This is a genomic window from Novilysobacter antarcticus (assembly GCF_019802285.1).
Classification (GTDB): Bacteria; Pseudomonadota; Gammaproteobacteria; order Xanthomonadales; family Xanthomonadaceae; genus Novilysobacter; species Novilysobacter antarcticus.
On record NZ_JAIEUJ010000004.1, the window covers coordinates 194,661 to 220,501 of the forward strand.

Sequence of the window (25,841 nt, forward strand, 5' to 3'; positions counted from 1 at the left end):
CAGGGGAGCTCCGCCAATGAATTCTGTAACTCCACAAGCCCGGCAATCGCGCCGGCTGTTGAACCTTTCCCGGTTGTCGCTGGTGCTGGCCTTGGGCCTGGCACTGGGCGCCTGCGGCAAGGACGAACCCGCTGCCGACGCCGCTGCGCCGGCGACCAAGACCGATGCCGCACCGCCGGCCGCAACGCCCGAGACCGTGGTTGCCGACACCGTGCAGGCAATGAGCGTGGAGGAACTGCGCGACGCCGCCCGCAAGGCCTACAGCGACAACCGCCTGTATGCGCCGGCCGGCAACAATGCCGTGGAGTACTACCTCTCCCTGCGCGAGAAGAGCCCCGCAGACGCCGGCGTGTCCAGTGCGCTGACTGACCTGTTGCCGATGACCGTGATCGCCATCGAGCAGAGCATCGCTCGCGAGGACTTCACCGAAGCCGAGCGGCTGACCGCCTTGCTGGAAAGGGCCGAGCCACAGCATCCGGCGCTGGCACGGCTGCATTCCAGCATCGAGTCGCGCAAGCAGGCTGTCGCCGAGCGTGCGGTGCAGCAGCAAATCACCGCCGAACAGCAGGCGACGCGCCAGGCCGAACTGGAGCGCCAGCGCCTGATCGACCAGAAGCAGCAGCAGGAGCAGGCCGCCAAGGCGCTGCAGGAAAAGCAGGCTGCGGACGCTGCCGCCGAGGCCGCTGCCGCCGAAGCCGCCGCGCAGGCAGAGAAGCGCGCCCAGGAGCGCCGGGCCGCCGAAGCCGCCAAGGCAGCCGAACCGCCGCCGCCGCCGCGTCCGACCAGGCCCACCGCCGCTGACCTGCGGCCCCTGTCCACGCCGGCGCCGAACTTTCCCCCCGATGCCTTGCGGGCGGGAACTTCCGGTGAGGTCCAGGTCGAGTTCACCGTGGGTACCGACGGCTCGGTAACGAGCGCGCGCGTGGTCAACTCCGAACCTCGTCGGGTGTTCGACCGCGCGGCAATGGACGCCGTGCAACGCTGGCGCTTCCAGCCGATCTCCGAGCCGGTGACGACCCGGCGCACGATCGCCTTTACCCCCGGCGGCTGATTGCGCAGGCGGCGGAGGCCACGGGCTCCGCTGTCTCCTCCAGCGACAGGGCTGAAGCAAACAGAAAACCCGGCCGAGGCCGGGTTTTCTGTGTCCAGGTGATACCGGCCGGGCTCGCAGGCTCAGCCCGAGATCGCCAGCCGCTCCTGCCGGTAACGGTGCACCGCGGCGACCCACAGGATGGCCGCCAGGCCGACGCCCGCGGCAAGATACACCGCCCACGCATCGGCTCCGATCGACTCGCCGCGGATCACCTTCAGGATCATCTGGTTCTGCCCCAGAAAGGGGATCGCGTACTGCCACAGCTCCGACTTCATCGGATTCACGGCCAGCACCAGGATCGGCAGCATCGGCAGCAGCATCAGCCAGGTCATGTGGCTCTGGGCTTCCTTCATGCTTTTGGCGCTGGCGGCCAGGAAGGTCAGCAGCGTGGTGCCCAGGAACAGCATCGGCAACAGGATCACCAGCAGCTTGGCGATCGCCGCGAAGCGCACGTCGAGCATCTGGGCCATGGTGCCGGCGAACTGCGCGCTGAGCTTGAAGGCCAGCAGGACCAGCACCAGCGAGACGAGGCCGACCGCGCACGCGGCCGCAATCTTGCCGCTGACGATCGCTCCACGCGGAGCCGGGGTGGCGAGCAACGGTTCCAGCGACTGCCGCTCCCTCTCGCCGGCCGTGGCGTCCAGGATCAGGTAGGCGCCGCCCAGGAAAGCCATCAGGATCAGCAGGTAGGGCAGCAACAGCGACAGCATCAGGCCGCGCTTCGCCTCCGGTGTTGCCAGATCGCGGCTGCCCAGCGCCACCGGACTCATGATCGAGGCGTCGATGCCGCGCGCATACAGACGCAGTGCCCCGACCTGGTTGCCGTAGCCCGCCAGCGCCTGCTGCAGCCGCTGGACCGGGATCTCGGCGTTGCGCCGGGTGCTGTCCATGACCAGATCGACGCGGGCCGGCCGACCGGCCTCCCAATCGGCAGCGTAGTGTTCATCGATCTCCAGGGCGACATCGACGTCCTGCGCGCGGACCGCGGCAACCAGGTCGGCCGGTGGGTCGATGGCCTTGATGCCCAGCGTCGCGAGAAAGGCGACCAGATTCGGCGCCCGCTCCGACCCCACCACCGGCACCTCCAGTTCCTTGTCCAGCTGGGTCTTGGCGCGGTTTTCCGCAAGCGCCCCCATGCCCAGCAGCAGCACCGGGTAGAGCAACGGCGCCAGCAGCAGGGTCAACAGCAGGGTGCGGCGGTCACGGGAGAAGTCGCGCAGCTCCTTGCGCATCACCGTCCACACGGCCGCGAAGGCGCCCACGCGCCGATTTCGGGATTTCGTGCTCATGCGTGCAGGCCCTCGTCGCTGCCGATCGCCTTGACGAAGGCGTCCTCAAGGTTGGTCTCGTGGAACTGCTCGCGCAGCTCGTCCGCGCTGCCTGCGGCCACCACCCTGCCTTTGGCAATGATGACGATGCGGTCACACAGCGCGGCGACCTCCTGCATGATGTGGCTGGAAAAGATCACGCAGCGGCCCTCGTCGCGCAGGTGCTTGAGAAAGCCGCGCATCGCGCGGGTGGTCATCACATCCAGGCCGTTGGTGGGCTCGTCGAGGATGACATTGCGCGGGTCGTGCACCAGGGCGCGGGCAATGGCGGTCTTGGTGCGCTGGCCCTGGCTGAAGCCGTCGGTCTGGCGGTCCAGGATCTCCTCCATGTCGAGCGCGGCCGACAGCACCCGGGTGCGCTCGGCGATGGTGGCTGCGCCCAGGCCGTGCAGCTCACCGAAGTAGGCGATGTTCTCGCGCGCGGTCAGGCGCTTGTACACGCCGCGGGCGTCCGGCAGTACGCCCAGCACTTGGCGCACGGCGGCCGGGTCGGCCGCCGCATCAATGCCATCGACCGTGATCGAGCCGGCGTCGGGCTGCATCAGGGTGTAAAGCATGCGCAAGGTCGTGGTCTTGCCGGCGCCGTTCGGCCCCAGCAAGCCGGTGATCTGGCCATCCAGCGCGGTGAAGTCCACGCCGTCGACCGCCTTGACGGTGCCGGACTTGGTCTTGAAGCCTTTGTGCAGGTTCTCAGCGGTGATCATGAGCGGCTCCATGCGTGCGAAGGGCGGTTCGGGACCGGCATGCGGTTGAGGCGCGGCGCGCCGGCCCCGGTCACGGCGACCACCCGTTGAAGTTGACGAACGGCGGCACGTAGCTGAGGTTGTCCAGGCAGCTGGCGTCCAATCCCTTCGCATCGGCGGTTTCCACGAACTGGCCCAGCAGCTTGGGCATGCAGCCAATGGCGGACACGTTGTGGCCCTGGCCCTTGAGCACCAGGTGGCGGCCATTGGGCAGGTTCGCGACGACCTGTTCGCCGTAGCGCGGCGGCGTGACCGGATCCAGTTCGCCGGAGAGCAACAGCACCGGCACCTCGGAGGTAAACGGCTTGTGGAAGCCTTCCGGCGCTTCGCCGTGCGACCACTGCGCGCAGGGCGCAAAAAAGGCCTCGGAAAGTTCCGCCCCCATGATCGTCGCGGCGGCATCCGGATCGGCCACGTAGCGCGATGCATCCTCGCTGCACACCACCGACCACTGCATGCCACGGCTCATCTGGCCCTGCATTTGCTCCGCGCTCATCTGCACCAGCGACATCAAGGGTGCGTAACGCCCGCGCGTCGCCTCGTCGATGGTTAATGGCAGCAGCGACGCGGTCTGCGGGAGGTAGGAGAACAGGAAGGCCAGGCTGCCGACCGCATCGGCGGTGATCGTGTCGCGCCGCGGCAGATTGGTCCGTGAGTCGCGGTAATCGACTTCGACCGGCGCTGCGCGGAGCGTCTGCATGACGGTGCGCAACTGCTCTCGCATGTCGGTCGGGTAGCGCTCAGCGCAGGCGTCGATCTGCCGGCACTGGGCAGACTGCAGGCGCAACGCTTCCTCCAGCGTGGTGGCGAATTCGCCGCCGACCACCAGCTCGTTGGGCGCCACCCCATCAAGCACGACGCTGCGGGTGTGCTGGGGATAGGTCGCTGCATATTGCTGGGCGACGCGGGTGCCGTAGGACACGCCGACCAGATTGATCTTTTCCACACCCAGCGCGGCGCGCACCGCGTCCAGGTCGCGCACGGCGTCGCTGGTGGTATAGAAGCGCGGATCGGCGCGGCCCTCCAGGCCCTGCACGCACTGGCGTGTGTAGGCGATGGCTTCTTCTTCGCTGGGTTCACTCATCACATCCAGCGGCAGTGGGGCGCCATCCGCGCCGCGGCAGTCCAGCGGATTGGACTGGCCGGTGCCGCGCTGGTCGACAAGGATGATGGCGCGCTGCTTGCCCACCGCACCCAACATCCGGGTGACGGAAGCCGCATGCTGGGTCGCCGCCTGGCCTGGCCCGCCTGCGAGGAAAAACACCGGGTCCTCGGTACCGCCTGCATTGGCCGGCGCCAACCAGGCGATGTTGAGGTCGATCGTGCGACCTTCCGGCTTCGCCGGATCCTCGGCGACCTGCAGGGTGCCGCAGTTGGCTTCGGTGCTCTTCCCGCCGTCGAGGCTGGTCAGGGAGCACGGCTCAAACGGGATGTTGCCAAAATGATTCGTGCCCGCGGGCTGACCGGGACCTTGTGTTTGTGCCGAGGGCACGCTCGCCGGCTGGCACGCGGCGAGGCCAGCCGCCAGCACCCCCGCGGCGATCAATGTCGCTGTGTTTCGCATGGTTTTCCCCTGCTTAAGGAAGCGTTGGATGAGTCCGGTGCCGCGCCCGGCGCGTTGGGACCGACACGCCTGTTTGCACCCCGGTCAGGATGATAGACGCGCCCGACACGCAGAACGTGACACGTCCCAGGCGCCCTTGATGCTTGCCGGGGACTCAGGGGCAGCGACGCGCCGTTGGCCTGGCAGCCAAGGCGCGCCGTTTGCGGGCGCGGCCGTCCCGCCGGGATCGGCCGACCTACTTGGACGAGACGTACTTCTCGCGACGGATCTGGCGCGGCAGCAGGCCGGCTTCGCGCAACGCATCGGCGCAGGTGTCGACCATGTCCGGGTTGCCGCACAGGTAGGCGATGTCGGTCTCCGGATCGGGGCTGAACTCGGGCAGGAACTGCTGCACGTAGCCGTGGCGAACATCCGCATGGGCGTGCGGGGAATCCGGCGCGGGCAGCTCGCGGGAGAAGCAGGGCAGGAAGCGGAAGTTGTCCGGGTGGCGGTTGGCAAATTCGCGGAACTCGTCGCCGTAGAGCAGCTCGGCGGGGTTGCGCGCGCCAAACAGCAGCACGACCTGGACATTGCGCTCGGCAATCGCCTTTTCCAGCAGCGGCAGCATCGCCCGGTACGGTGTGACGCCTGTGCCGGTCCCGATCATCAGGTAGCGCTGGTTGTTGTCGTTGGGCATCAGGCAGAAGCGGCCGAACGGGCCGGTGGCGTTGATGGAATCCCCAATCTCCAGACTCTCGAACAGGGCCGTGGCGGCGCCACCGGGGACATAGCTGACCGCGATCTCGACCAGGTCGTCCGGACCCTTCACAGGGTCGGGAATCGTCGCCAGCGAATAGCTGCGCCGCGCCGCAGTGCCGTCGGCGTACTCGAAATGCACCTGGATGAACTGGCCGGGGATGAACGGCAGCGGCTGGCCGTCGCCCCGGGCGAAGACGTAATGGCCCACTTGCGGGGCAACCATGCGACGGGAGACGAGATTCAGGGAAAACTGCTGGACTGCCACAGGGCATCGGACCTTGTTTGGACGGTGGACGGCCCACCGGGGCACGCTGCCGGCGGAACACTCCGTGGCCGGAGCGCGGCCACCAAGGCGCCTATACTACCGGGATAGCCACGCGGCTTCCCGCGCGTCGGCACCAGAAAAAGGGCCCGAGCCAGATGTCCCAACACCCGGTGGGTGCCAATTCCGACCCTGTAACACCAAACTCCGCTGCCGCCAGCGCCAGCCCCGCAAGGCACGACCCGGCGCGTTCGACGGCAGTTCCTGCGCTGCGCGTCACCGATCTGCGCAAGACCTACGGCAACGGGGTCGAGGCGCTCAAGGGCGTGTCGCTGGATGTCGCAGAAGGGGATTTCTTCGCCTTGCTGGGCCCCAACGGCGCCGGCAAGAGCACCCTGATCGGCATCGTGTCCTCGCTGGTCAACCTGACCTCGGGCTCGGTGGAGATCTTCGGCACCGACATCACCCGTCGCCGCAGCGAGGCGATGCGCCTGATTGGCCTGGTGCCGCAGGAACTGAACTTCAACCTGTTCGAAAAACCCATCGATATCCTGGTCAACTACGCCGGGTTCTACGGCGTGCCGCGCAAGGTGGCGCTGGAGCGCGCCGAGATCGAGCTGAAACGTGCGCATCTGTGGAGCAAGGCGCAGATGACCAGCCGCACCCTTTCGGGCGGCATGAAGCGCCGCTTGATGATCGCCCGCGCAATGATGACCCGGCCGCGCCTGCTGATCCTGGACGAGCCCACCGCAGGGGTCGATATCGAGATCCGCCGCGGCATGTGGGACGCGCTGCAGGAGATCAACGCCTCGGGCACGACGATCATCCTGACCACGCATTACCTGGAGGAGGCCGAGCACCTGTGCCGCAACCTGGCGATCATCGACCACGGCAGCATCATCGCCAGTGGGCCGATGCGCTCGCTGCTGGCGGAGCTGGACGTGCAGGGCTTCGTACTCGACACCGACGGGGCGTTGCCGGCGACCCTGCCGGTGATCGAGGGTGCGACGCTGCGGGCGCGCGATCCGCACACGCTGGACATCGACATGCCGCGCGAGATGGACCTCAACCACATCTTCGTCGCCCTGGATGCCGCCGGCATCCGCGTGCGCTCGATGCGCACCAAGAGCAACCGCCTGGAAGAACTGTTCGTGCGCATGACCGCACGTCCGGAGCAGTCCGAATGACCCACCCCAACCTGGTCGCGCTGTGGACAGTGTCCCGCCGCGAGATCCACCGCATCCTGCGCATCTGGGCCCAGACCCTGGTGCCGCCGGCGATCACGATGACGCTGTACTTCCTGATTTTCGGCGGCCTGATCGGCTCGCGGATCGGACAGATGGATGGCATCGGCTACATGGATTTCATCGTCCCCGGGCTGGTGATGATGAGCGTGATCCAGAACAGCTACGGCAACATCGCCTCGAGCTTCTTCGGCGCGAAGTTCAGCCGCTTCGTCGAGGAACTGCTGGTCAGCCCGATGCCTGATTGGGTGATCCTGGCCGGTTACGTCAGTGGCGCGGTGGTGCGCGGCGTGGCGGTCGGTGCGATCGTGCTGCTGATCGCGACATTGTTCACCGACGTCCACATTCCGCACCCGCTGGTGACCCTGACCACGGTATTGCTGGGCGCGACGATCTTCGCCCTGGCCGGCTTCGTCAATGCGATGTTTGCGACCAAGTTCGACGACGTGGCGATCGTACCGACCTTCATCCTGACCCCGCTGACCTACCTGGGCGGCGTGTTCTATTCGGTCAAGCTGCTGCCGGACTGGGCGGAGACGGCGACCCATGCCAACCCGATTTTCTACATGGTCAACGCGTTCCGCTATGGCCTGCTGGGTGTCAGCGACGTGCCGTTGTGGATCGCCTACGCGCTGATGCTGGCGTTCGTGGCGGTGCTGGCCACGCTCAGCCTGTGGCTGCTCAAACGCGGCATCGGCCTGCGCAGCTGACCGGGGCTTCTCGGCACAGACCCCGGCATTGCGCCGGCGGGGCCGGAGTCACTCTTCCGCGGGGCGCGCGGCTGGCGTGACCGGTTCGGGCAGGCGGAAAAATTCCCGCGCCGTACGGGTCGCGTTCGCAGCGGTGACCCCCACGTCTTCGCCGCGGTCGCGGGCGAGCTCCTCGACGATATGGGCCAGGTACATCGGCTCGTTGCGGCGGTGGCTGGGCGCGGGTCGCACCGTACGCGGCAACAGGTAGGGCGAGTCGGTCTCGATCATCAGCCGGTTGGCCGGGATGTTCTTCACCAGCTCGCGCAGGTGCAAGCCCCGGCGCTCGTCGCACAGCCAACCAGTGATGCCCACGTGCCAGTCGCGGTCGAGGTAGTCGAACAGCTCCTCGCGGCTGCCGGTGAAGCAGTGCACCACCACCGGGCCCAGGCGGCCATCGAACTCGCCCATCACGCCCATGAAGTCCGCATGCGCGTCGCGCTGGTGCAGGAACAGCGGTTTGCCCACGCCGTCGACCGCGAAATCGGCGGCGATCTGCAGCTGCATCTCGAAAGCACGGCGCTGGGCCGGGCGCGGCGAGAAGTCGCGGAAGTAGTCCAGCCCGCATTCGCCCACCGCGACCACTTCCGGATGCTGCTGCAATGCGCGTATCTCGGCGTCGCACTCGGCGGTGTACTCGCTGGCGTGGTGCGGGTGTACGCCGGCGGTCGCAAACAGCTCGCCGGGGTGGGCGCGGGCCAGTTGGAGAGCCTGCGGCGAGTGCTCGCGGCTCGCGCCGGTGACCACCATCTGCACCACGCCCGCGTCGCGCGCGCGTTGCATCACCGCGTCGCGGTCGTGGTCGAAAGACTCGTGGGTGAGGTTGGCGCCGATATCGATCAAATCCATGCCGCGGATTCTAGGCGACATCACGGTGGTCGGCATTGGCAACAGCAACAGCAACAGCAACAACAGGGGCGCGGGCTTCGGGAGGGGCACCGACCGGGGGGGCAGTTGCTTCTCGGCTCGGTCGGGATTCCTGCCCGACTCGCCGCCGCGGACATCCCTGCCCGCTCTACGCAACCACCCGCCCGGACGCCGCAACGGGGTTTGAGCATGACGACTTTCCTTCCCGACCAGGTATCTGATCTTTCCATCAGCCACCGAGAGGTTCCGCTGGCGCCTGCCGGGTGTCCCGATCACCAAGCGAATATCGTGGAGCGACTGATCGGGATACCCGGCAGGCGCTGCACTCGTCGCTGCACGCCCTGCTTTTCCGCCGCCACATCTCTCGCGCAATCCCGCCGTGCGCCCCATATCCTTGTGCCCAGATGAGCCGCACCGAATTTCCCATCGATGTCCTGTTGCCGCAGATCCGCGACAGCCTCGCCCAGCATCCCCGACTGGTGCTGGAAGCGCCGCCGGGCGCCGGCAAGACCACTCGGGTGCCGCCGGCGTTGCTGGACGAGTCGTGGCTGCAGGGGCGCCGGATCATCATGCTGGAGCCACGCCGGGTCGCGGCGCGCGCGGCGGCGCGATTCATGGCTGCACAGCTCGGCGAGGCCATCGGCGCCACCATCGGCTACCGGATCCGCTTCGACCATCAGGTCTCCGCGGTCACCCGCATCGAAGTCGTCACCGAGGGAATCCTGACCCGGATGATCCAGGACGATCCGACCCTGGAAGGCGTGGGCGCGGTGATTTTCGACGAGTTCCATGAGCGCCATCTGGCTGCCGATCTGGGCCTCGCGCTGGTTCTGGACGTGCAGACGGCATTGCGCGATGACCTCCGCATCGTGGTCATGTCGGCCACGCTCGACGGCGAGCGCTTGGCGGGATTCCTCGATGCCCCGCGTCTGTCCAGCGCCGGGCGCGGCCATCCGGTGGAGATCGGCCACTTCCCGGCGCGCCGCGAGGAGCGCCTTGAGCATCAGGTCGGCCGTGCGGTCGTACATGCGCTGGCATCGCATCCGGGCGACCTGCTGGTGTTCCTGCCCGGCCAGCGCGAAATCGCACGCACGCGCCAGGTGCTGGACCGGCAGATCGACGATCCCGGCGTGGACGTGCTGACCCTGCACGGCGAGTTGCCGGTGGAGGAGCAGTCGCGGGTGCTGCAGCCCGGGGCGGAGGCGCGCCGGCGGGTGGTGCTGGCCACCAACGTCGCCGAGTCCAGCGTCACCCTGCCGGGTGTGCGCGTGGTGATCGACTCGGGACTGGCCCGCGAGCCGCGATCCGATCCCAACAGCGGCTTCCCCAGGCTGGACGTGGTGCTGGTCTCGCAGGCCTCCGCCGACCAGCGCGCCGGCCGGGCAGGGCGGGTTGCGTCGGGTTGGGCGTACCGGCTATGGCCGCAGTCGCAGCGCCTGGAGCCGCAGCGGCGTGCGGAAATCACCCAGGTTGAGCTGGCCTCGCTGGCACTGGAACTGGCGGCCTGGGGCGACCCGGATCTGCGCTTTCCCGACCCGCCGCCCGCGGGCGCATTGGCAGCAGCCCGCGAGCTGCTGCGCACCCTGGGTGCCTTGGACGGCGCCACCATCACCGCCGATGGTCGCCGGATGCTGCAGCTGGGCACCCACCCGCGCCTTGCAACAATGCTGCTGGCCGCCGCCGGTGATAGCGAGCGCGCTATCGCCTGTGATCTGGCCGCGCTGCTGGAATCGCGCGATCCGCTGCGCTCGCGCAGCGACGCGCTGGCTGACCGCTGGCAGGCCCTGTCCGCTTTCCGCCGCAATCGTCTCGGTGGCGATGCCCCGCGCAGCGCGCTGGCGTCCATCGACCAGGCCGCCCGGCAATGGCGTCGGCGGCTGCGCTGCAACGCCACGCCGCCGGTCGATGCGCCCGCCCATCTGCTCGGAGACCTGCTCGCCCACGCCTACCCGGACCGCATCGCCCACCAGCATCCGAGCGATCCGTGGCGCTACCAGCTGGCCAACGGTCGCAGCGCACGGTTGATGGACGACAGCGTGTTGTTCGGCGAACCCTGGCTGGCGATCGACGAACTGCGCGACGAGGGCCGCGATGCACGGGTACTGCGCGCTGCGCCGTTGGATCCGCAGCGCCTGGAGCGTGACTGGGCGGCGCATTTCCGGGGAACCGACCGGGTGTTCTGGGACGCGGACGCGCGCCGCATCAGCGCCGTACGCGAGCGCCGCTTTGACCGCATCCTGCTCGACAGCAGGCCGCTGGCGACCCGGGACCGCTCGCAGTACCCGGCCGCGCTTGCGGACGCGGTGCGCCAGCTCGGGCTCGACTCCCTGCCATGGACCGAAGGTCTTCGACAATGGCGCGCACGGGTACGGTGCCTGCGCGTGTGGCGCCCGGAGCTGGAGCTTCCGGACCTGGCCGATGACGCGTTGCTGGCCGGCATCGACACCTGGCTGCTGCCGGTTCTCGAAGGCAAGAGCCGGCTGGATGCCTTGAGCGAAGGCGAGTTGGCCGACGCCCTCAAGAGCCACGTGTCGTGGTCCCAGCGCAACAGCATCGACGAGGCCGCGCCGGTACGCATCGCGGTACCGTCCGGGTTGCAACGGCCCGTCGACTACGCCTTTGATGACGCTACCGGCGAGCCGGTGCCACCGGTGCTGGCGGTCAAGCTGCAGGAGCTGTTCGGATTGGCCGACACCCCGGCGATCGCCAACGGCCGCGTGCCGCTGACCCTGCACCTGTTGTCACCCGGCGGGCGTCCGCTGCAGGTCACCGGCGACCTGCGCGGCTTCTGGGAGCGTACCTACCCGGAGGTCCGCAAGGAGATGAAGGGGCGTTACCCGCGCCATCCTTGGCCAATGGACCCCTGGACTGCGACCGCCACCCATCGGGCCAAACCACGCGGCACCTGAACCGCGGGGACGCGTGTTGCCAGGTATCACGTGGTTTCGACGGCCAGACACCGATACTCGGTGTCTCCCCCACTTTCAGGCATCGACGATGAGCAAATTCGACCGACTTCCCGACCGCGCAATTGATCTGGCCAACGATGTCGGCGATCGCATCCGCAACGCGATGCCGTCCAACGTAGGCGATCGCATCCGCCATGCGCTCCCATCCAACGTGGGCAACCGCGTGCGCAATGCGCTGCCCTCGCGTGCCGGCGGTCTGCTGGAGGCGGGCGTGGCATTGGGCGCGATGAAGACTGCGGGCCGCACTGCGACCGTGTTCGTGCGCCGCAATCCAGGCATCGCGGTGGCGGCTCTGGCGGGTGCCGGACTGCTCTGGTACGCCGCCCATCGCCGCGCGCAGAAGGCCGAACGTGGGCTGCTGGAAGGCCGGTCGCGGCGGGTCGACGTCACCGCTGCCCGCGACGAGCCGATCACCGAAACCCGAAAGGATGACCGCGACGACGCGAGCAGCGTCACCCCGCGCATCGCGTAGCCCGTCACGCCAGGAATCGTGGCCCGGCGTTCGGGCCGCGGAGCTGTCCCGCTATCAGGCGGGCAGCGGCGTCGGTGCTTTGACCGCGACGGGGAGTTCGATCACGAACACCGATCCCCCGCCGTCACGGTCCTCGTACCACAGGTGACCGCCGGCGTTGGCAACGATCTGCTTGGCCAGCGACAGGCCGAGCCCGCTGGATACGCCATCCTCTTCGGCTGGGCCCAGACGGCTGAAAGGCTTGAACAGCTCACGTTGCTGATGGGCGGGAATTCCGGGGCCACGGTCCGCTGCGACCAGCTGCCAGTAGCCGGGCGCGCCCGGTCGTCCTGACAGCAGAAGCTCCCCATTGGGCGCGTACTTCATCGCATTGCTGACCAGGTTCTCCGCCACTTGGCGCAGCACGCGGTCATTGATGGCCACCAGGGTCCCGGCGGGCGGCTCAATCACGGTGAGATCGATGCCTTGGGCGTCCAGCTGGAATTCGTAGCGATTTGCCAGCCACTGCAGGGTTGCGCCCAGGTCCGCACAGTCGGTTGCCTCGCACACGTCGCGTGATGCGCCTGCCTGTGTCTCCAGGTAGTGGCGGATGTAGCCGATCGCATCGCTCGCGCTTTCGTAGATCATGTCCAGATAACGCGGTATCCGCTCGGCGCGGACCGCGTTATTGCGCAGAATATCGCTGGCGAACAACACACTCGACAGCGGGTTCTTCAGGTCATGTGCGACCAGGTTGACCAGTTCCTGGCGCTCGGTTGCGACCCGCACCAGGCGGTCGCGGGTCAGCTTCAGGCCCACGTGGGCGTTGACCCGCGCGATCAGCTCCTCAGGCAGGAACGGCTTGGTCACGTAGTCGACAACGCCGGCGTCGAATGCGCGCAGCAGCAGGTCGCGATCATGCGCGGCGGTCACGAACACCACCGGCACGCCCAGGCCCCGCTCCTTCAGAGCGGCCATGACCTCAAAGCCGTCCATGCCGGGCATCATCATGTCGAGCAGGACCAGATCGGGCTGGGCTTCGTCGTAACGGGCGAGGGCTTCTTCGCCCGAGCCTGCGGACACCACGTCATACCCCTCGCGCGTCAACAAGGTGCTGACGACGCGACGATTCGCGGACTGGTCATCGACGACCAGAATGTTGCCAAGACCGGTCTGGGTAGGGGTCATTCGTTTGTCCTGATGCCGCGCCCACCCCGGGGCACGGCCTTTCTTGGGAGCGATAGCAAACCACGAAAAGCTGAATTCGGCAGATGAACCGCCTTAACAGTTCAGCTGTGACGGGGGCCCGCAGCCAGATCATGCCACTGTCCGGGCAGCAACGGGCCCAGTTGATGCGGACCGACGGCAACGCGGACCAGCCGCAGCGTCGGCAGGCCGACCGCGGCGGTCATCCGCCGGACCTGGCGGTTGCGGCCCTCGCGGATCTGCAGCTCCAACCACGCATCGGTCACGGTCTTGCGAAAACGTACCGGCGGATCGCGTGGCCACAGGGACGGCGGCGGAATGTTCCGCGCCTGCGCCGGCAAGGTCGGCCCGTCCTTCAACTCCACGCCGGCCCGCAACGCAGCCAGTTGCCGCTCATCGGGCGTGCCCTCCACCTGCACCCAATAGGTCTTGAGCGCTTTGTGGCGGGGATCGGTAAGCCGGTGGGCGAGACGGCCGTCGTCGGTAAGCAGCAGCAATCCCTCGCTGTCGTAGTCAAGGCGCCCGGCGGGGTAGACGTCAGCCGGCAGCCCGAACCCCGCCAATGTCGCCCGCGCAGGCCCGTCCGCGGCGCTGTCGGTGAACTGGCACAGGACGCGGAATGGCTTGTTGAACGCGATCAGCAATGATCGCTCAGCCGGGCTTTCGGAAGCGCAGGGTCATGCGGTCGCTTTCGCCGATGGCCTGGTACTTGGCGCCATCGTCACCTTCGCTGACGCTGTTGCTGGGCGGCAGGGTCCATACGCCGTTGGGGTGGTCGCGGGTGTCGCGCGGATTGGCGTTGATCTCGCTGGCCTCCTCGAACGTGAAACCCGCGGCCTCGGCGAGCGCTATCACCTGCGCCTGGCCCACGTAACCGCTGCCATCGTCATCGGCGACATCCGCAGCGGCGCGGTGCTCCACCACGCCCAGGGTGCCGCCGGGTTTGAGCACCGTGTAGAAACCCTCGAACATGCCCGGCGCCTGACCGGACTTGCGCCAGTTGTGGACGTTGCGGAAGGTCAGTACGACGTCTGCGGTGCCCGGGCTACCCAGTACCGGTGCGCTCGGATCGTAGGCAACCATGTTGGCGCGGTCGAACTGCGCCGGCGCCGCGGCGAAGGTCGCCTCCAGCTGGTCCTTGGCCCGTTGCTGGTAATCCCGTCCACCGCCCTCGGGCAACACGGCCGGATCCACCACGGCGGCGACGTAGTTGCCGTCCTCGTGGAGATAGGGCGCGAGGATCTGTGCATACCAGCCCGCGCCCGGAGTGATTTCGATCACCGTCTGGTCCGGCTGCAGGCCGAAGAATGCCAGCGTCTCCAGCGGGTGGCGGTAGGTGTCGCGGGCGATGTCCTCCGGGCTGCGCCAGGCGCCCGCAACGGCCGCCTGCAAGCCGGCATGGTCATCGGACGCGGCGCGCGCATCCGTTGCGGTGGCGGTGTCCGCGCGGCTCGCCGAGCCCGCGTCGGCGCCGCTCGCTGCCGGCTCGCCGGTGCAGGCCAGCAGCAGGAACGGCGCGAGTGCGTAGCTGAGCAGGGTGAGGGGAAGGCGATCGTTCATGGGGCGACTCCACGGAATGGGACAGGGCAGACCGCAGCCTAGCGCAAACCCGCGGTCGGCCTGTTTCAGGGCCGCCGGGGAACAGGTCGCGGCGGTGGTGTCGACGGGGCGGGGCCCGCTAGTGCAGGTCCCGCCAGCCATCAGTCCGGCCGGCTCAGCGCCGCGGCAGGTTCGCCAGTGCCTCGTTGAACAGCGTGCTGGGACGCATCGCACTGGCCAGCTTGGCGAGGTCGGGGTGGTAATAACCGCCGATCTCCACCGCACGTCCCTGCGCGCCGTTGAGCTCGGCCACGATCTTCGCCTCGTCCCGGGTGAGGGCCTGCGCGAGCGGGGTGAACGCCGCCTTCAGCCCGGCGTCCTCGTCCTGCGCCGCCAGCGCCTGGGCCCAGTACATCGCCAGATAGAAATGGCTGCCGCGGTTGTCCAGCTCACCGACCTTGCGCGAGGGCGACTTGTTCTGGTCCAGGAAGGTGCCGGTGGCTTCGTCCAGGGTCTTCGCCAGCACCAGCGCCTGCGGGTTGTCGTAACGCTGGCCCAGATGTTCCAGCGAGGCGGCCAGGGCGAGGAATTCGCCGAGCGAATCCCAGCGCAGGTGGTTTTCCTGCACCAGCTGCTGCACGTGCTTGGGCGCGCTGCCGCCGGCACCGGTCTCGAACAGGCCGCCACCGTTCATCAGCGGCACGATCGAGAGCATCTTCGCGCTGGTGCCCAGCTCCAGGATCGGGAACAGGTCGGTCAGGTAGTCGCGCAGGATGTTGCCGGTGACCGAGATGGTGTCCAGCCCGCGCGCCACGCGCTCCAGCGTGAAACGCATCGCGCGCACCTGCGACATCACCGAGATCTTCAGCCCCTCGGTGTCGTGATCCTTCAGGTACTTGTTGACCTTCTTGATCAGCTCGTTCTCGTGCGGACGGTAGGGGTCCAGCCAGAACACCGCCGGCATGCCGGAGTTGCGGGCACGGTTGACCGCCAGCTTCACCCAGTCCTGGATCGGTGCGTCCTTGACCTGGCACATGCGCCAGATGTCACCGGCTTCGACGTTCTGGCTCAGCAACACCTCGCCGGTGGCGAGGTCGGTGATGTTGGCGACACCGGCTTCGGCAATCTCGAAGGTCTTGTCGTGCGAGCCGTACTCCTCGGCCTTCTGCGCCATCAGGCCGACGTTCGGCACGGTGCCCATCGTGCGCGGATCGAAGGCGCCATTCGACTTGCAGAAGTTGATCATCTCCTGGTAGATGCGGGCAAACGTCGACTCGGGCATGACGCACTTGCTGTCGTGCGGCTTGCCGTCCGCGCCCCACATCTTGCCGCCCTCACGGATCATCGCCGGCATCGAGGCATCCACGATGACGTCGCTGGGCGAATGGAAATTGGTGATGCCCTTGGCCGAATCCACCATCGCCAGCGCGGGGCGGTGCTCGTGGCAGGCGTGCAGGTCTTGGATGATCTCGTCGTGGATCGACTCCGGCAGGGTCTTGATCTTCTCGTAGAGGTCGACCATGCCGTTGTTGACGTTGACACCCAGCTCATCGAACAGCTTGCCGTGCTTGGCGAAGGCGTCCTTGTAGTAGATCCGCACGCAGTGGCCGAACACGATCGGGTGCGAGACCTTCATCATCGTCGCCTTCACGTGCAGCGAGAACAGGATCCCGGCCTCGCGGCAGTCGTCGAGCTCGCGCTCGTAGAACTCCAGCAGCGCCTGCTTGCTCATGAACATCGAGTCGATGATCTCGCCGTCCAGCAGCGAGACCTTCGGCTTGAGCACGATGGTTTTGCCCGAGGCGGTGATCAGCTCCATCTTGACGTCGCGCGCCCGGTCCAGCGTGAGCGATTTTTCGCCGTGGTAGAAGTCGCCGTGCTGCATGTGCGAGACGTGGGTCTGCGACCACTGCTTCCACTCACCCATCGAGTGTGGGTGCTTCTTGGCGTAGTTCTTGACCGCCAGCGGCGCGCGGCGATCGGAGTTGCCCTCGCGAAGCACCGGGTTGACCGCGCTGCCCTTGACCCGGTCGTAGCGGCTCCGGGCATCGCGCTCGGCATCGGTGCTCGGCTCGTCGACGTAGTCCGGCAACGCGAAACCCTGTTGCTGCAGCTCGCGGATCGCGGCTTTCAGCTGCGGCTCGGACGCGCTGACGTTGGGCAGCTTGATGATGTTGGCTTCCGGCTTCGTGGCCAGCGCGCCCAGTTCGGCCAGGTCGTCGCTGACCGCCGCATCGCCGAGCACGTCGGAGAACTGCGCCAGGATGCGCGCCGCCAGTGAGATGTCGCGGGTCTCCACGGCGATCCCGGCGGTACCGGTGAATGCCTGCACGATCGGCAGCAGCGACTGCGTCGCCAGCATCGGCGCCTCGTCGGTGAGGGTGTAGATGATCTTGGGGGTATCGGACATTGGGCTCTCGTGGTCGGGGAGGGGGACGATGAACGCGGCTGCGCGGAGCGCGGCGGCAGACGTTCACCGGCGGCACCGGTCCGGCGCGTGTGGCGCCATCGGACCGGCTATTGTCGCCCCGTGCGGCGACCGGGGCAAAGACGGCGTTGCCGCTCTGCGTCCGTTAGATGCCCTGTTTGCGCTCGCGCACTTCCTCTTCGGCCACCGTGTAGAGTGCGGAAGGCATCGCTTCCAGACGTGCACGCGGGATCGGATCGCCACTCTGCTCGGACTGGCCGTAGGTGCCTTGCTCGATCTTCTCCAGCGCACGATGCACCGTTTGCAGGCGCATCCGGTCATGGGCGCGCACGGCACGGTTGTTGTCCTGCTGGGCGCTGTCCTGCGCGTCGCTGCCGCTGGTGTGGCTCTGGTTGGTGCGGGTTTCCTGCATCTCCACCTCGTCCTCGAGGCGCAAATCGAGCGAGGACTGCAGTTGTGCCTGCAGCGCCTCCAATCGCTGCTTCTGTCTGCGGATGAAGTCCGGATCAAGTGGCTCGTTGTGCTTGCTCATGGGTGCCCCGCGGTGGCTGTCTGGTTGGCACCAGTGTGGCCACCGCGACGTGATTCCGGCATGACCCCGCCCCGGCGCCGCCAGCGCCCAGCCCTGCACGGCGAGGGAGTAAACCTCAAGCGCTACGCGGCACCGGGGTCCAGCCAGGGCCGGGCGGATCGTTCCAGCTTTCGGGGGTCAGCGGCGGCATGCCGTGGGCGATGCGGGCGCGATCGCACTGCGCACTGGGCCGGCCTTGCTCCCACGCTGGCTGCAGCTCATGGCACGGTGACGGGCGTTGTTGGTAGATACCGCAGTGGGCGGCCACGCCGACGTCCCCCTGCAGGGCGACGCAGCGGGTTACCCCGTTGCGGGTACCGCGCATGACCACCCGATGCGGGTCGAGTTTTTCGGTCAGATCCGGCGGCGTGTCGCCGCCCAGGAAAGGGTCGGTTTCAGCCCAGTGGAAGGCCACGCGGAAGTGCGCGCAGCAGGCACCGCAACTCAGGCAGGGGTGGAGCGGCATCGGAGCGGCCGGCAGGTGGCGTCCAGCTGCGGCCGCGTGGCCGCCCAGGTGCGCCGGTGGAGGATCGCCTATTTTCCGCCCGTCGCCGATCGAGCGGAAGGGGCAATCGCGCCTGTTACGCGCCGCAGCACTTCTTGTACTTCTTGCCGCTGCCGCAGGGGCAGGGCTCGTTGCGCTCCGGTGTGTCAAGCGCGCGGATCGGCTCGCGCGGGGTCAGCGCCTCGATGCGGTGGTGATGCAGGTCCGCCAGCATGTCGGGCAGCATGGCGATGATGCCCAGCCGTTCGGGGTAGTCGATGGGGGTGCCGGGCTGGGTCGGGTCTTCGCCGATGACTTCGCCACTGGCCAAGCGGTCGAACTGCTCGAAGATCTCCTCCATCCAGTCGTTCTGGTCCAGCCACGCGTCCCACGCGTCTTCCTGCAGCTCAACGGCGGTGAAAAAGCCCAGCGCCCAGTCCCGGCCGACGTCCAGCTCGTCCTCCTGCGGTGCCTGCGCGCCCTCGGCCGGGTTTTCCGGGTCCTCGGGCAGCCACAGCAGCGGCGCCAGGTGGTCGGGCAGGGTCTCGTTGCCGTGGCGCACACGGGCGAGTGCCATGTTGCGATGGCTGAGGAGAAGGTCTTCGATGCCCGCGCGCTCGGCGGCGTCGTCCCAGCGCGGCGTCTTGCCCCAGATGGTCGGCTCCCACTGGTCCATGGCGAGCTCGGCCGGTGAGACCGCCAGCGCGGTGAGATAACCGTCAAGCGCCTCCAGATTGAAGCCGCGGAACGGCACCGCGCGTTGCTCGAGCAAGTGGGCGAGGCGTTCGATCTGATCGTCGGACAGATAGGCGGATGCGGTCATGGCGGCAGGTCACGGCGGGCAGGGATGGGCCATGGTAACGGTTGCCCGGCGCGGCCGAGCGTGCTCAAACGGCGACGGGCGCACCTTGCGGCGCGCCCGTCGGGTCGATCGCTCCTTGCAGGAGGATTATTTCACCGTGAACTTGGTGCTGCGTGGCGGTGCATCATCCACGGAGACTTCGGCGGTGTAGGTGCCGGCCGGCCAACCGTTCGCATTGTTGAAGGTGAAGTTGGTGGTTTCCATGCCTTCGGTGGAAATCGACTGCGACTCTTCGCCGGCGACCTGCCCATCCTCAAATACAAGGCGGGTGTGGACCTTGGTGCTGCCGCTGTTGCCGGTGGTGGAGACGGACACGATGATCGGATCCTTGGTCGCGAACTCGGTGGTTGCCGACTCGATCATCTTGTCGGCGCCGGCCTTCTTGCCCAGTGTCACCGAGGTGATGCTGACAGCGCTGCTCATCGGCGGCGGCGTGGCCGGCTGGGTCGGCGCCGGGGTGCTCATCGGCGGCGGCGTGACCGCGTTATCGGCGGGTTTGTCCTTCTTGCAGCCGGCCAGAGCCAGCGAAGCCATCAGGGCGGTCGCGACGGCGTAACGCATGGTGGGTGCGGTCATAGGTGATTCTCCTTGAGGGGGTGGGGTCAGCCGGGGTCAGTGATCGTCCCGCGCGGGCACGCGCAGGACCTGGCCGGGCTGGATGCGATCCGGGTTGTCGAGCTGGTCGCGGTTCGCGTCGTAGATGGTGTTCCAGGCGCTCGCCTTGCCATAGAAGTGCTTGGCGATGTGTGACAGCGTGTCGCCGGCCTTCACCGTGTAGAGCTCGGGCGAGGGCTGGCCTACTTTTTCGGCGGTCGTGTCCACACTGGAGGTGACGCCGGAAAAGTCCGCCTTCTCCACCTTGTCGGCGGTGGTATCGACACTGCTGGTGACGCCGGAGAAATCGGCTTTCTTGTCTGGGTGGCTCATTGCATCGGACTCCTGCCATCGGGGCAGGGGAACGATGGCACGCGGCTTGTTAAATCCAGATCGCGGGTGGGTGATGTTGTTGCGAAGGTGCATCCATTGCGCACGTCGGCGGACGGGCCGTTTGCCCCTACTGGCGCAGGTCGCGTCCGGGTTGCGGCGCCGGGCAACCGGGCGTCGCCCGCCACGGGTTGATGTCCAGCCCACCGCGGCGGGTGTAGCGCGCTTCCACTGAAAGTTGCTTGGGGCCCGCCTGGCGCATCAGATCGCAGAACACCTGTTCCACGCACTGCTCGTGGAAGCCGGCATGGTCGCGGAAGGAGACCAGGTAGCGCAGCAGGCCGGCGCGATCGAGCTGCGGGCCGTGGTAGCGGACGACCAGTCGGGCCCAGTCCGGCTGGCCGGTTACCGGGCAATTGGATTTCAGCAGCTCGCTGGTCAGTGTCTCGGTAACGACCTGCGCAGGATCGGCGGCGATGAAGGCCGGTTCCGGCGGTCCGTAATGGTCGACGGCGATGTCCAGCGTATCGATCAGGATCCCGTCATCGACCGCTGCATCCATGGCGGGCAGGCCGAAGGCCACCTCGACCGCACTCCCGGCGACGCGCGACAGGTCCGCCACCATGCGGGTGAGCACGGCTTCGTCGCTGGGGAACGCGGTGGCGTTGAAGGAGTTCAGGTAGAGCTTGAGCGACTTGGATTCGATCAGGTGCGGCGAGCTGGCCGGCACGGTGATGGTGGCGGTCGCGACCCGTGGCTTGCCGCGACCGTCCAGCCAGCCCAGCTCGTAGGCGTGCCAGCGGTCGTTGCCGACGAACGGGAGCGCGTCGGCATCCACGCCCAGCGGGGCCCGCCCCAGGGCGCGGGCGATCGGAAACAGCAGCGATGCATCATACGAGCGCGGGTAGGCCACGCTGCGGCCCAGCGGGAGGTCGCTGCCGGGGCGCGCAGCCGCGGTGGGATCGGAGGCGGTCATCGCATCATTATCCGCCCGTTCCATCGCGGTGCGGGTTGGTCAGGTACTCGGTGGAGCGCATCTCGATCAGGCGCGAGGTGGTTCGCTCGAACGGACCGGCCAGGCGATGGCCGGTGTACAGGCCGACGGGATCGGCGGCGGCGGTGCAGACCAGGTTGACGTTGCGGTCGTAGAGCTCGTCGATCAGGTTGACGAACCGACGCGCCGGGTCGTCATTGCCGCCATCGAATACCGGGATTCGGCCCAGCAGCACGGTGTGGAACCGGGTCGCTATGGCGATGTAGTCCCCGGTGGCGCGCGGGCCGTCGCACAGGGCGTCGAAGTCGAACCAGATGTGGCCCTCGGCGATGCCGCGCACCGGGATGTCGCGTCCTTCGATATGCAGCGGGCCGTCCTCGCGCGGCGCATCGCCGGTGATCTCTTCCCAGCGCGTCGCCAGCCACGCGTCGGCCGCGGCATCCAGCGGCGCGCGGTACACCGGCGAGCGGGTCAGCGCGCGCAGCCGGTAGTCCTGGTCGCTGACCAGCTCCAGGACGTGGCAGTGCCGCTGGATCTGGTCGATCGCCGGCAGGAAGCTCTCGCGCTGCAGGCCGTCCTTGAACAGGTTCTGCGGAGCCGTGTTGGACGTCGTCACCAGAGCCACGCCGTTGGCAAACAGCTGCTCCATGAAGCGGCCCAGCAGCATCGCATCGCCGATATCGGTGACGAAGAACTCGTCCAGCACCAGTACCCGCCAGCGGCGTCCCGCGGCGTGGGCGATGGACGCCAGCGGATCGCGCTCGCCGGCGTGCTCGCGCAGGCGTGCGTGCACGTCGCGCATGAAGCGGTGGAAATGGGTGCGGTGCTTGGCCTCGATCGGCAGGCCCTCGTAGAACAGGTCGACCAGGAAGGTCTTGCCGCGGCCGACGCCGCCCCACAGATACAACCCCGGTACCGGCGTCGGCGGCTGTTTGCGAAGGCGTTGCAGCAGGCCGCGCGAAGGGGGTTCCAGCAGCGCGGCGTGGATGCGGTCCAGCTCGGCCAGCGCCGGCAGCTGGGCGGGGTCTGCATCCCATTCGCCACGGGCAACGCCGGCCCGGTAGCGCACGCCGGGCAGCGCGCCGGCGTCAGCCGTCACGACGGTATCAAGCATCGGTGGCAGGCTTCGCCGCGGGCAGGTAGGGGCGGATCCCGTGTTTCACCGCGCCGCGCAGGTCGATCAGCTTGCGGTGGAAGAAGTGGCTGGCGTCCGGAATGCGAACCAGCTCGGGTGGCTGGTCGAAGCCGTCCGCCCACGCATACACCTGCTCGGGATCCACGACATCGTCGGTCTCACCCTGGATCACCACCCAGGGGCCGTCGAAAGCCGGAATGCTGTCGAAGCGGTACCCGCGGCGGCCGGCGGGCGGAGCGATCATCAGCAGCAGCCCGGCCTCGACCTCGCTGGCGACCTGGAAGGCGACATAGGAGCCGAAACTGAAACCGCCCAGCCACAGCTGATGGTCCGGACGCTGCGCGCGGACCCAAGCCCCGACGGCGCGCAGGTCATCGGCTTCGCCGTTGCCGTTGTCGAAGTGGCCGGCGGACGCGCCCACACCACGGAAATTGAAGCGGACGGTGGTGGCGCCGGACTGGTGCAGGCCGCGCGCCGTCATGGTGACGACCTTGTTGTGCATGGTGCCGCCCTCGGTGGGCAGCGGGTGACAGATCACCATCACCACCGGGCGTGGATCGACGTCGGCCTCCGGGCCTTCCACGACGGCCTCGAGGGGGCCGGCGGGGCCATTTAAGGTGATGGCGACCGGCTTGCCGGATTGGAACTCCGGGTCGTGCGGAAATGCGGGGTTGTCCATCCGCCCATGATAAGCGTTGCGACGCTGGGCAGCCCGGAAACGACAAAGCCGCCCGGAGGCGGCCTTGTCAGCGGACCGGACAAGCTGGTGCTGCGTTACTTCAGGTTCTCGATCATCCAGTCGACCGTGGCGATGACCTGCTCGTCGGTCAGGGCCGGATTGCCGCCCTTAGCCGGCATCAGGCCGGCGCTGCCGGTGTAGCCCTCGATGGCGTGCTTGTGCAAGGTATCCATGCCTTGGGCGATACGCGCCGACCAGTGGGCCTGGTCCATCGTCGGCGCGCCACCGGCGCCTGAGCCGTGGCACCCCGTGCACAGGCCTTCGAAGATCACCGAACCATCCAGCGTGCCGCCATAGGCGACCTGCGAAGACGCCGCCGCTGCCGCTGCGGATGCCGCCGCTGCCGCTGCCGCTGCCCCGGTGCTGCCGGCATACACGCCACCGACGGGAGCGATGCGCTCCACGGTTCGTTGCGCGAAATTCTCCGGCTCGTCGTAGGGAAGCGAGTTGCTGATGATGCGCGCACCGGCCACCAGGCCAAGGCTGAGCACGATCAGGAAGCCGATCACCAATGAGAATCTTTTCAGGAAATCAAGGTCGTAATTGCGCACGGTCCCACCTTTTGGGCGCTCCCCGCGATGGGGCGCGCGTCGACATCCAACAAAAATCCGCAATCAAGCGGCCGCGGGCCAGTATAAAGCGTTGCCGGCCAGACAAGTAGGGGCGACGGGAATGGATGTTCTGCGACCCGTTCACTCCGTCCGGAGCGACGCAGCGCTCGCGCGTGCCCCGGTCTGTCTGCGCTCACCACAGGCGGTAGCCGAAATCGATGCCGTAGGTGCGCGGGACGTTCATGTAGGCGGCGGCCATGCCGAGCCCGGGGATATCGAAGCCACCGGTCATGTATTCCACATCCGTGGCGTTCTTCGTCCAGGCGGCCACCATCCATTTGGCGTCGGCGGGCTCCCACGACAGACGGGCGTCCACCAAGGTGTAGGGCTTGGTGTAGACCAGCGGTGAGTTGTCCTGCTGCAGCTCGTACTTGTCGGAGTGATGCGCCTGGGCGGAGAACACCAGATTGCCGCCCGCCAGAGGCATCGTATTGGTGGTGCCGATGGTCCACTGCACCTTCGGGGCCTGCTTGAGGTTCTTGCCTTCAAACGCGGGCCGGTTCGCATCACTGAAGCCGCGATATTCCCCGTCGATGGTGCCGACGCTGGCATGCATCTGCCAATTGTCGGTGAGGATCGCCTGCAACTCGCCTTCGAAACCCTGGATCAGGGTGTCGGTCGCGTTGCTGAGTACCAGTGCCCCGACGTCATTGAATGCTGTCAGCTGCAGATCGGAGTAGTCGTTGCGGTAGTAGTTCACGTTCAACCGGACCCGATCGTCGAGCAGTTGGGACTTCAGACCCAGCTCGTAGGACAGCACGGATTCCTCATCCACACTGGTTAGCTGGGCCACCGACGCCGCGCGTCCGTTGAATCCCCCGCTCTTGAAGCCGGTGGCGGCGCTGGCGTAACCCATGACCGAATCGGTGAAGTCGTAATCCAGGACGATTTTCCAGTCGGGCTTGGCCCAGCTCTCCTTGCGCATCACCGCGTAGTTGGGAGTGCCGTTGGGCAGCACAGAGTTGATGGTGAACCGCTTCTGCTCATGGCTGTATCGACCGCCGACCGTGAGGCCAAATCCGCTGTCAAATTGATAGGAGCCCTGCAGATAGCCCGCAAACGCCTTTGTGTCCTGGCCGACGTAGTTGGTCGGGCCGGTAACGAAGTTGTCCTGGCGGGTCGGCTGGTCATTGCTTTCAAAGAAGGCGAACAGACCCCCGGTCCAAGTGAACGGTCCGGTGCCCTGTGAGATCAGCTGGGTCTCGAAGCCCCGCTGGCTCTGGCTCTGGTCCTGCAGCAGGTGGAAACGACGCTGGGCGGTGCCGTCCACGTCGGCGTACAGCAGGTTATCGAGGCTGCGGTAGTGCAGGATGTTGCGCCAGAACACGGTTCCCAGATCCGTCTCCAGGGTGATCGCGATGCCGGATTGATCCAGATCGTTCTTGCCCGGCACCAGATCCGTCTCCAGCGTGTAGTAGTTGCGATCCGGGTCGTTCACCGGGCGCACGGCGCCGCTCGGGGTGGTGACCGGGTCGCGGATCACACTGGTCGCATACACCGGGCCGGAACGCTCCTTGACATGATCGATGTTCACCGTGGCGCGGGTCAGCTCGCCCACCGGGAATCCGAAACCCATCCGTGCCGCATAGACTTCCTGATCGTTGACGTCGCGATCGTTGGTGACATCCCGACTAATGCCGTCGCGGTTACGGGTCAGTGCGGCGGCGGAAAAGTCGACCCATTCGCCCAAACGCTCACTCAGGGAAACCCGCAGATCAGCACGGCCCAGATTGCCGATCTGCCCGGAGATCTCACCGGTGGATTCTCCATTGGGCTTCTTGGTGATGTAGCGGATCGCTCCACCGGTGGCGTTGCGGCCGTACAGAGTGCCCTGCGGTCCGCGCAGCACCTCGATGCGCTCGACATCGTAAAGATCAAACATCGCTCCGGTCTGACGCGGGATGTACACGTCATCGATGTAGATCGCGACGGCCGGGTCAGTGGTGAAAAGCGAGTCGTCGGTGCCCACGCCGCGCAGGTAGATCTTTGCACCGCTGCTGGTGACGGTGTTGGGCTCGATCACCACATTCGGAACGCTGAACTTGAGGTCGTCGATCCGCATCACCTGCTGGAGTTCCAGCTCCTCGGCGCTGAGCGCGGTGATCGTTACCGGAGTTTTCTGCAGCGATTCCTCACGGCGCTGGGCAGTGACGGTGACCGCGTCAAGCTGGGTCGCCGAACGGTTTGCCGAGGGCTGGGGCGCATCCTGCGGATTTGCTTCCTGGGCCGCCACAATCCCGGGCGCCAGAATGGCAGCGACGGCGAGGGTGAGCGTGCGTGTGTGCAGGTGGGGCATGTGCATGGATCACCTTCTATGTGGGGAGGCCAGGAGAGCAACGG

At 67.3% G+C, this 25,841-nt stretch carries 24 protein-coding genes; 5 read left to right on the forward strand and 19 right to left on the reverse strand.

Features of this window, described 5'->3' with window-relative positions:
- Window positions 1-16 precede the first annotated feature (16 nt).
- The gene (locus KZ491_RS12165; RefSeq protein ID WP_222566118.1) at window positions 17-1,051 is read left to right on the forward strand and encodes an energy transducer TonB; all 1,035 of its coding nucleotides are present in this window, start codon (window positions 17-19) and stop codon (window positions 1,049-1,051) included.
- Window positions 1,052-1,173: 122 nt separating this feature from the next.
- On the opposite strand, the gene KZ491_RS12170 is transcribed toward KZ491_RS12165, so the two are convergent.
- The 4 genes from KZ491_RS12170 to KZ491_RS12185 all read right to left on the reverse strand — a co-directional run bounded on the left by KZ491_RS12170 (window position 1,174) and on the right by KZ491_RS12185 (window position 5,776).
- Window positions 1,174-2,382, reverse strand: a complete 1,209-nt coding sequence (locus KZ491_RS12170; protein ID WP_222566119.1) for an ABC transporter permease — start codon at window positions 2,380-2,382, stop codon at window positions 1,174-1,176.
- Window positions 2,379-3,125 (reverse strand): ABC transporter ATP-binding protein, encoded by a 747-nt coding sequence (locus KZ491_RS12175; RefSeq protein WP_222566120.1) that lies wholly within the window; start codon window positions 3,123-3,125, stop codon window positions 2,379-2,381. Before KZ491_RS12175 ends, KZ491_RS12170 begins: the two co-directional genes overlap by 4 nt.
- A 70-nt stretch (window positions 3,126-3,195) precedes the next feature.
- Complete coding sequence (locus KZ491_RS12180) at window positions 3,196-4,728, reverse strand: alpha/beta hydrolase (protein ID WP_222566121.1); 1,533 nt, start codon at window positions 4,726-4,728, stop codon at window positions 3,196-3,198.
- Between the two features lie 235 nt (window positions 4,729-4,963).
- Complete coding sequence (locus KZ491_RS12185) at window positions 4,964-5,776, reverse strand: ferredoxin--NADP reductase (protein ID WP_343225623.1); 813 nt, start codon at window positions 5,774-5,776, stop codon at window positions 4,964-4,966.
- A 110-nt stretch (window positions 5,777-5,886) separates the two neighbouring features.
- Between KZ491_RS12185 and KZ491_RS12190 the strand changes: the two genes are divergently transcribed.
- Together KZ491_RS12190 and KZ491_RS12195 are read left to right on the forward strand one after the other, a co-directional pair.
- Window positions 5,887-6,915 carry an ABC transporter ATP-binding protein gene (locus KZ491_RS12190; RefSeq protein ID WP_222566122.1) on the forward strand — a complete coding sequence of 343 codons (1,029 nt, stop codon included), beginning with the start codon at window positions 5,887-5,889 and terminating at the stop codon, window positions 6,913-6,915.
- Window positions 6,912-7,682, forward strand: coding sequence for an ABC transporter permease (locus KZ491_RS12195; protein WP_222566123.1), 771 nt, complete (start codon window positions 6,912-6,914; stop codon window positions 7,680-7,682). The genes KZ491_RS12190 and KZ491_RS12195 overlap by 4 nt, the downstream gene beginning before the upstream one ends.
- Window positions 7,683-7,730: 48 nt before the next feature.
- Here the strand turns inward: KZ491_RS12195 and KZ491_RS12200 are convergent, their stop codons facing one another.
- Window positions 7,731-8,570, reverse strand: coding sequence for a TatD family hydrolase (locus KZ491_RS12200; protein ID WP_222566124.1), 840 nt, complete (start codon window positions 8,568-8,570; stop codon window positions 7,731-7,733).
- 422 nt (window positions 8,571-8,992) lie between these two features.
- Here KZ491_RS12200 and hrpB point away from each other — a divergent pair, with 422 nt between their 5' ends.
- Together hrpB and KZ491_RS12210 are read left to right on the forward strand one after the other, a co-directional pair.
- Entirely contained in the window at window positions 8,993-11,497 is a 2,505-nt protein-coding gene (gene hrpB / locus KZ491_RS12205; RefSeq protein ID WP_222566125.1) for an ATP-dependent helicase HrpB, read from the forward strand.
- Window positions 11,498-11,585: 88 nt separating this feature from the next.
- Window positions 11,586-12,029, forward strand: a complete 444-nt coding sequence (locus tag KZ491_RS12210) for a hypothetical protein (RefSeq protein WP_222566126.1) — start codon at window positions 11,586-11,588, stop codon at window positions 12,027-12,029.
- 54 nt (window positions 12,030-12,083) lie between these two features.
- On the opposite strand, the gene KZ491_RS12215 is transcribed toward KZ491_RS12210, so the two are convergent.
- The 14 genes from KZ491_RS12215 to KZ491_RS12280 all read right to left on the reverse strand — a co-directional run bounded on the left by KZ491_RS12215 (window position 12,084) and on the right by KZ491_RS12280 (window position 25,797).
- Window positions 12,084-13,196: a hybrid sensor histidine kinase/response regulator gene (locus KZ491_RS12215; RefSeq protein WP_222566127.1), complete on the reverse strand. Its 1,113-nt coding sequence runs from the start codon at window positions 13,194-13,196 to the stop codon at window positions 12,084-12,086.
- A 101-nt stretch (window positions 13,197-13,297) separates the two neighbouring features.
- Complete coding sequence (locus KZ491_RS12220; protein ID WP_222566128.1) at window positions 13,298-13,858, reverse strand: pseudouridine synthase; 561 nt, start codon at window positions 13,856-13,858, stop codon at window positions 13,298-13,300.
- 7 nt (window positions 13,859-13,865) lie between these two features.
- Window positions 13,866-14,774, reverse strand: a complete 909-nt coding sequence (locus KZ491_RS12225) for a class I SAM-dependent methyltransferase (protein ID WP_222566129.1) — start codon at window positions 14,772-14,774, stop codon at window positions 13,866-13,868.
- 154 nt (window positions 14,775-14,928) lie between these two features.
- On the reverse strand, window positions 14,929-17,163 hold the full coding sequence (locus tag KZ491_RS12230) for an NADP-dependent isocitrate dehydrogenase (protein WP_222566130.1): 2,235 nt from the start codon (window positions 17,161-17,163) through the stop codon (window positions 14,929-14,931).
- 163 nt (window positions 17,164-17,326) lie between these two features.
- A complete protein-coding gene (locus tag KZ491_RS12235; RefSeq protein ID WP_222566131.1) occupies window positions 17,327-17,713 on the reverse strand; it encodes a TraR/DksA family transcriptional regulator in 387 nt (128 codons plus the stop codon).
- A gap of 115 nt (window positions 17,714-17,828) precedes the next feature.
- Window positions 17,829-18,218, reverse strand: a complete 390-nt coding sequence (locus tag KZ491_RS12240) for a YkgJ family cysteine cluster protein (protein ID WP_222566132.1) — start codon at window positions 18,216-18,218, stop codon at window positions 17,829-17,831.
- Between the two features lie 115 nt (window positions 18,219-18,333).
- Window positions 18,334-19,059 carry a UPF0149 family protein gene (locus KZ491_RS12245; protein ID WP_222566133.1) on the reverse strand — a complete coding sequence of 242 codons (726 nt, stop codon included), beginning with the start codon at window positions 19,057-19,059 and terminating at the stop codon, window positions 18,334-18,336.
- 126 nt (window positions 19,060-19,185) lie between these two features.
- Window positions 19,186-19,674: a hypothetical protein gene (locus tag KZ491_RS12250; RefSeq protein WP_222566134.1), complete on the reverse strand. Its 489-nt coding sequence runs from the start codon at window positions 19,672-19,674 to the stop codon at window positions 19,186-19,188.
- A 36-nt stretch (window positions 19,675-19,710) separates the two neighbouring features.
- Window positions 19,711-20,025, reverse strand: coding sequence for a LysM peptidoglycan-binding domain-containing protein (locus KZ491_RS12255; protein ID WP_222566135.1), 315 nt, complete (start codon window positions 20,023-20,025; stop codon window positions 19,711-19,713).
- 127 nt (window positions 20,026-20,152) lie between these two features.
- Window positions 20,153-20,998 (reverse strand): NADPH-dependent 7-cyano-7-deazaguanine reductase QueF, encoded by an 846-nt coding sequence (queF, locus tag KZ491_RS12260; protein WP_222566136.1) that lies wholly within the window; start codon window positions 20,996-20,998, stop codon window positions 20,153-20,155.
- A gap of 7 nt (window positions 20,999-21,005) precedes the next feature.
- Window positions 21,006-22,130: a cell division protein ZapE gene (gene zapE / locus KZ491_RS12265; RefSeq protein WP_222566137.1), complete on the reverse strand. Its 1,125-nt coding sequence runs from the start codon at window positions 22,128-22,130 to the stop codon at window positions 21,006-21,008.
- Window positions 22,123-22,830: an alpha/beta hydrolase gene (locus tag KZ491_RS12270; RefSeq protein ID WP_222566138.1), complete on the reverse strand. Its 708-nt coding sequence runs from the start codon at window positions 22,828-22,830 to the stop codon at window positions 22,123-22,125. Before KZ491_RS12270 ends, zapE begins: the two co-directional genes overlap by 8 nt.
- A 95-nt stretch (window positions 22,831-22,925) precedes the next feature.
- The gene (locus KZ491_RS12275; protein WP_222566139.1) at window positions 22,926-23,441 is read right to left on the reverse strand and encodes a c-type cytochrome; all 516 of its coding nucleotides are present in this window, start codon (window positions 23,439-23,441) and stop codon (window positions 22,926-22,928) included.
- Window positions 23,442-23,634: 193 nt separating this feature from the next.
- Window positions 23,635-25,797, reverse strand: a complete 2,163-nt coding sequence (locus KZ491_RS12280) for a TonB-dependent receptor (RefSeq protein ID WP_222566140.1) — start codon at window positions 25,795-25,797, stop codon at window positions 23,635-23,637.
- Between the last annotated feature and the right edge of the window lie 44 nt (window positions 25,798-25,841).

Bases quoted from the DNA above. Each gene is read 5' to 3' on its own strand.
- KZ491_RS12195 (WP_222566123.1), top strand. From the start codon at position 6,912: ATGACCCACCCCAACCTGGTCGCGCTGTGGACAGTGTCCCGCCGCGAG.
- KZ491_RS12190 (WP_222566122.1), top strand. From the start codon at position 5,887: ATGTCCCAACACCCGGTGGGTGCCAATTCCGACCCTGTAACACCAAAC.
- KZ491_RS12180 (WP_222566121.1), bottom strand. From the start codon at position 4,728: ATGCGAAACACAGCGACATTGATCGCCGCGGGGGTGCTGGCGGCTGGC.
- KZ491_RS12165 (WP_222566118.1), top strand. From the start codon at position 17: ATGAATTCTGTAACTCCACAAGCCCGGCAATCGCGCCGGCTGTTGAAC.
- KZ491_RS12250 (WP_222566134.1), bottom strand. From the start codon at position 19,674: ATGACCGCACCCACCATGCGTTACGCCGTCGCGACCGCCCTGATGGCT.
- queF (WP_222566136.1), bottom strand. From the start codon at position 20,998: ATGACCGCCTCCGATCCCACCGCGGCTGCGCGCCCCGGCAGCGACCTC.
- KZ491_RS12235 (WP_222566131.1), bottom strand. From the start codon at position 17,713: ATGAGCAAGCACAACGAGCCACTTGATCCGGACTTCATCCGCAGACAG.
- KZ491_RS12175 (WP_222566120.1), bottom strand. From the start codon at position 3,125: ATGATCACCGCTGAGAACCTGCACAAAGGCTTCAAGACCAAGTCCGGC.
- hrpB (WP_222566125.1), top strand. From the start codon at position 8,993: ATGAGCCGCACCGAATTTCCCATCGATGTCCTGTTGCCGCAGATCCGC.
- KZ491_RS12170 (WP_222566119.1), bottom strand. From the start codon at position 2,382: ATGAGCACGAAATCCCGAAATCGGCGCGTGGGCGCCTTCGCGGCCGTG.
- KZ491_RS12225 (WP_222566129.1), bottom strand. From the start codon at position 14,774: ATGAACGATCGCCTTCCCCTCACCCTGCTCAGCTACGCACTCGCGCCG.
- KZ491_RS12240 (WP_222566132.1), bottom strand. From the start codon at position 18,218: ATGCCGCTCCACCCCTGCCTGAGTTGCGGTGCCTGCTGCGCGCACTTC.
- KZ491_RS12270 (WP_222566138.1), bottom strand. From the start codon at position 22,830: ATGGACAACCCCGCATTTCCGCACGACCCGGAGTTCCAATCCGGCAAG.
- KZ491_RS12215 (WP_222566127.1), bottom strand. From the start codon at position 13,196: ATGACCCCTACCCAGACCGGTCTTGGCAACATTCTGGTCGTCGATGAC.
- KZ491_RS12255 (WP_222566135.1), bottom strand. From the start codon at position 20,025: ATGAGCCACCCAGACAAGAAAGCCGATTTCTCCGGCGTCACCAGCAGT.
- KZ491_RS12200 (WP_222566124.1), bottom strand. From the start codon at position 8,570: ATGGATTTGATCGATATCGGCGCCAACCTCACCCACGAGTCTTTCGAC.
- KZ491_RS12210 (WP_222566126.1), top strand. From the start codon at position 11,586: ATGAGCAAATTCGACCGACTTCCCGACCGCGCAATTGATCTGGCCAAC.
- KZ491_RS12245 (WP_222566133.1), bottom strand. From the start codon at position 19,059: ATGACCGCATCCGCCTATCTGTCCGACGATCAGATCGAACGCCTCGCC.
- KZ491_RS12280 (WP_222566140.1), bottom strand. From the start codon at position 25,797: ATGCCCCACCTGCACACACGCACGCTCACCCTCGCCGTCGCTGCCATT.
- KZ491_RS12230 (WP_222566130.1), bottom strand. From the start codon at position 17,163: ATGTCCGATACCCCCAAGATCATCTACACCCTCACCGACGAGGCGCCG.
- zapE (WP_222566137.1), bottom strand. From the start codon at position 22,130: ATGCTTGATACCGTCGTGACGGCTGACGCCGGCGCGCTGCCCGGCGTG.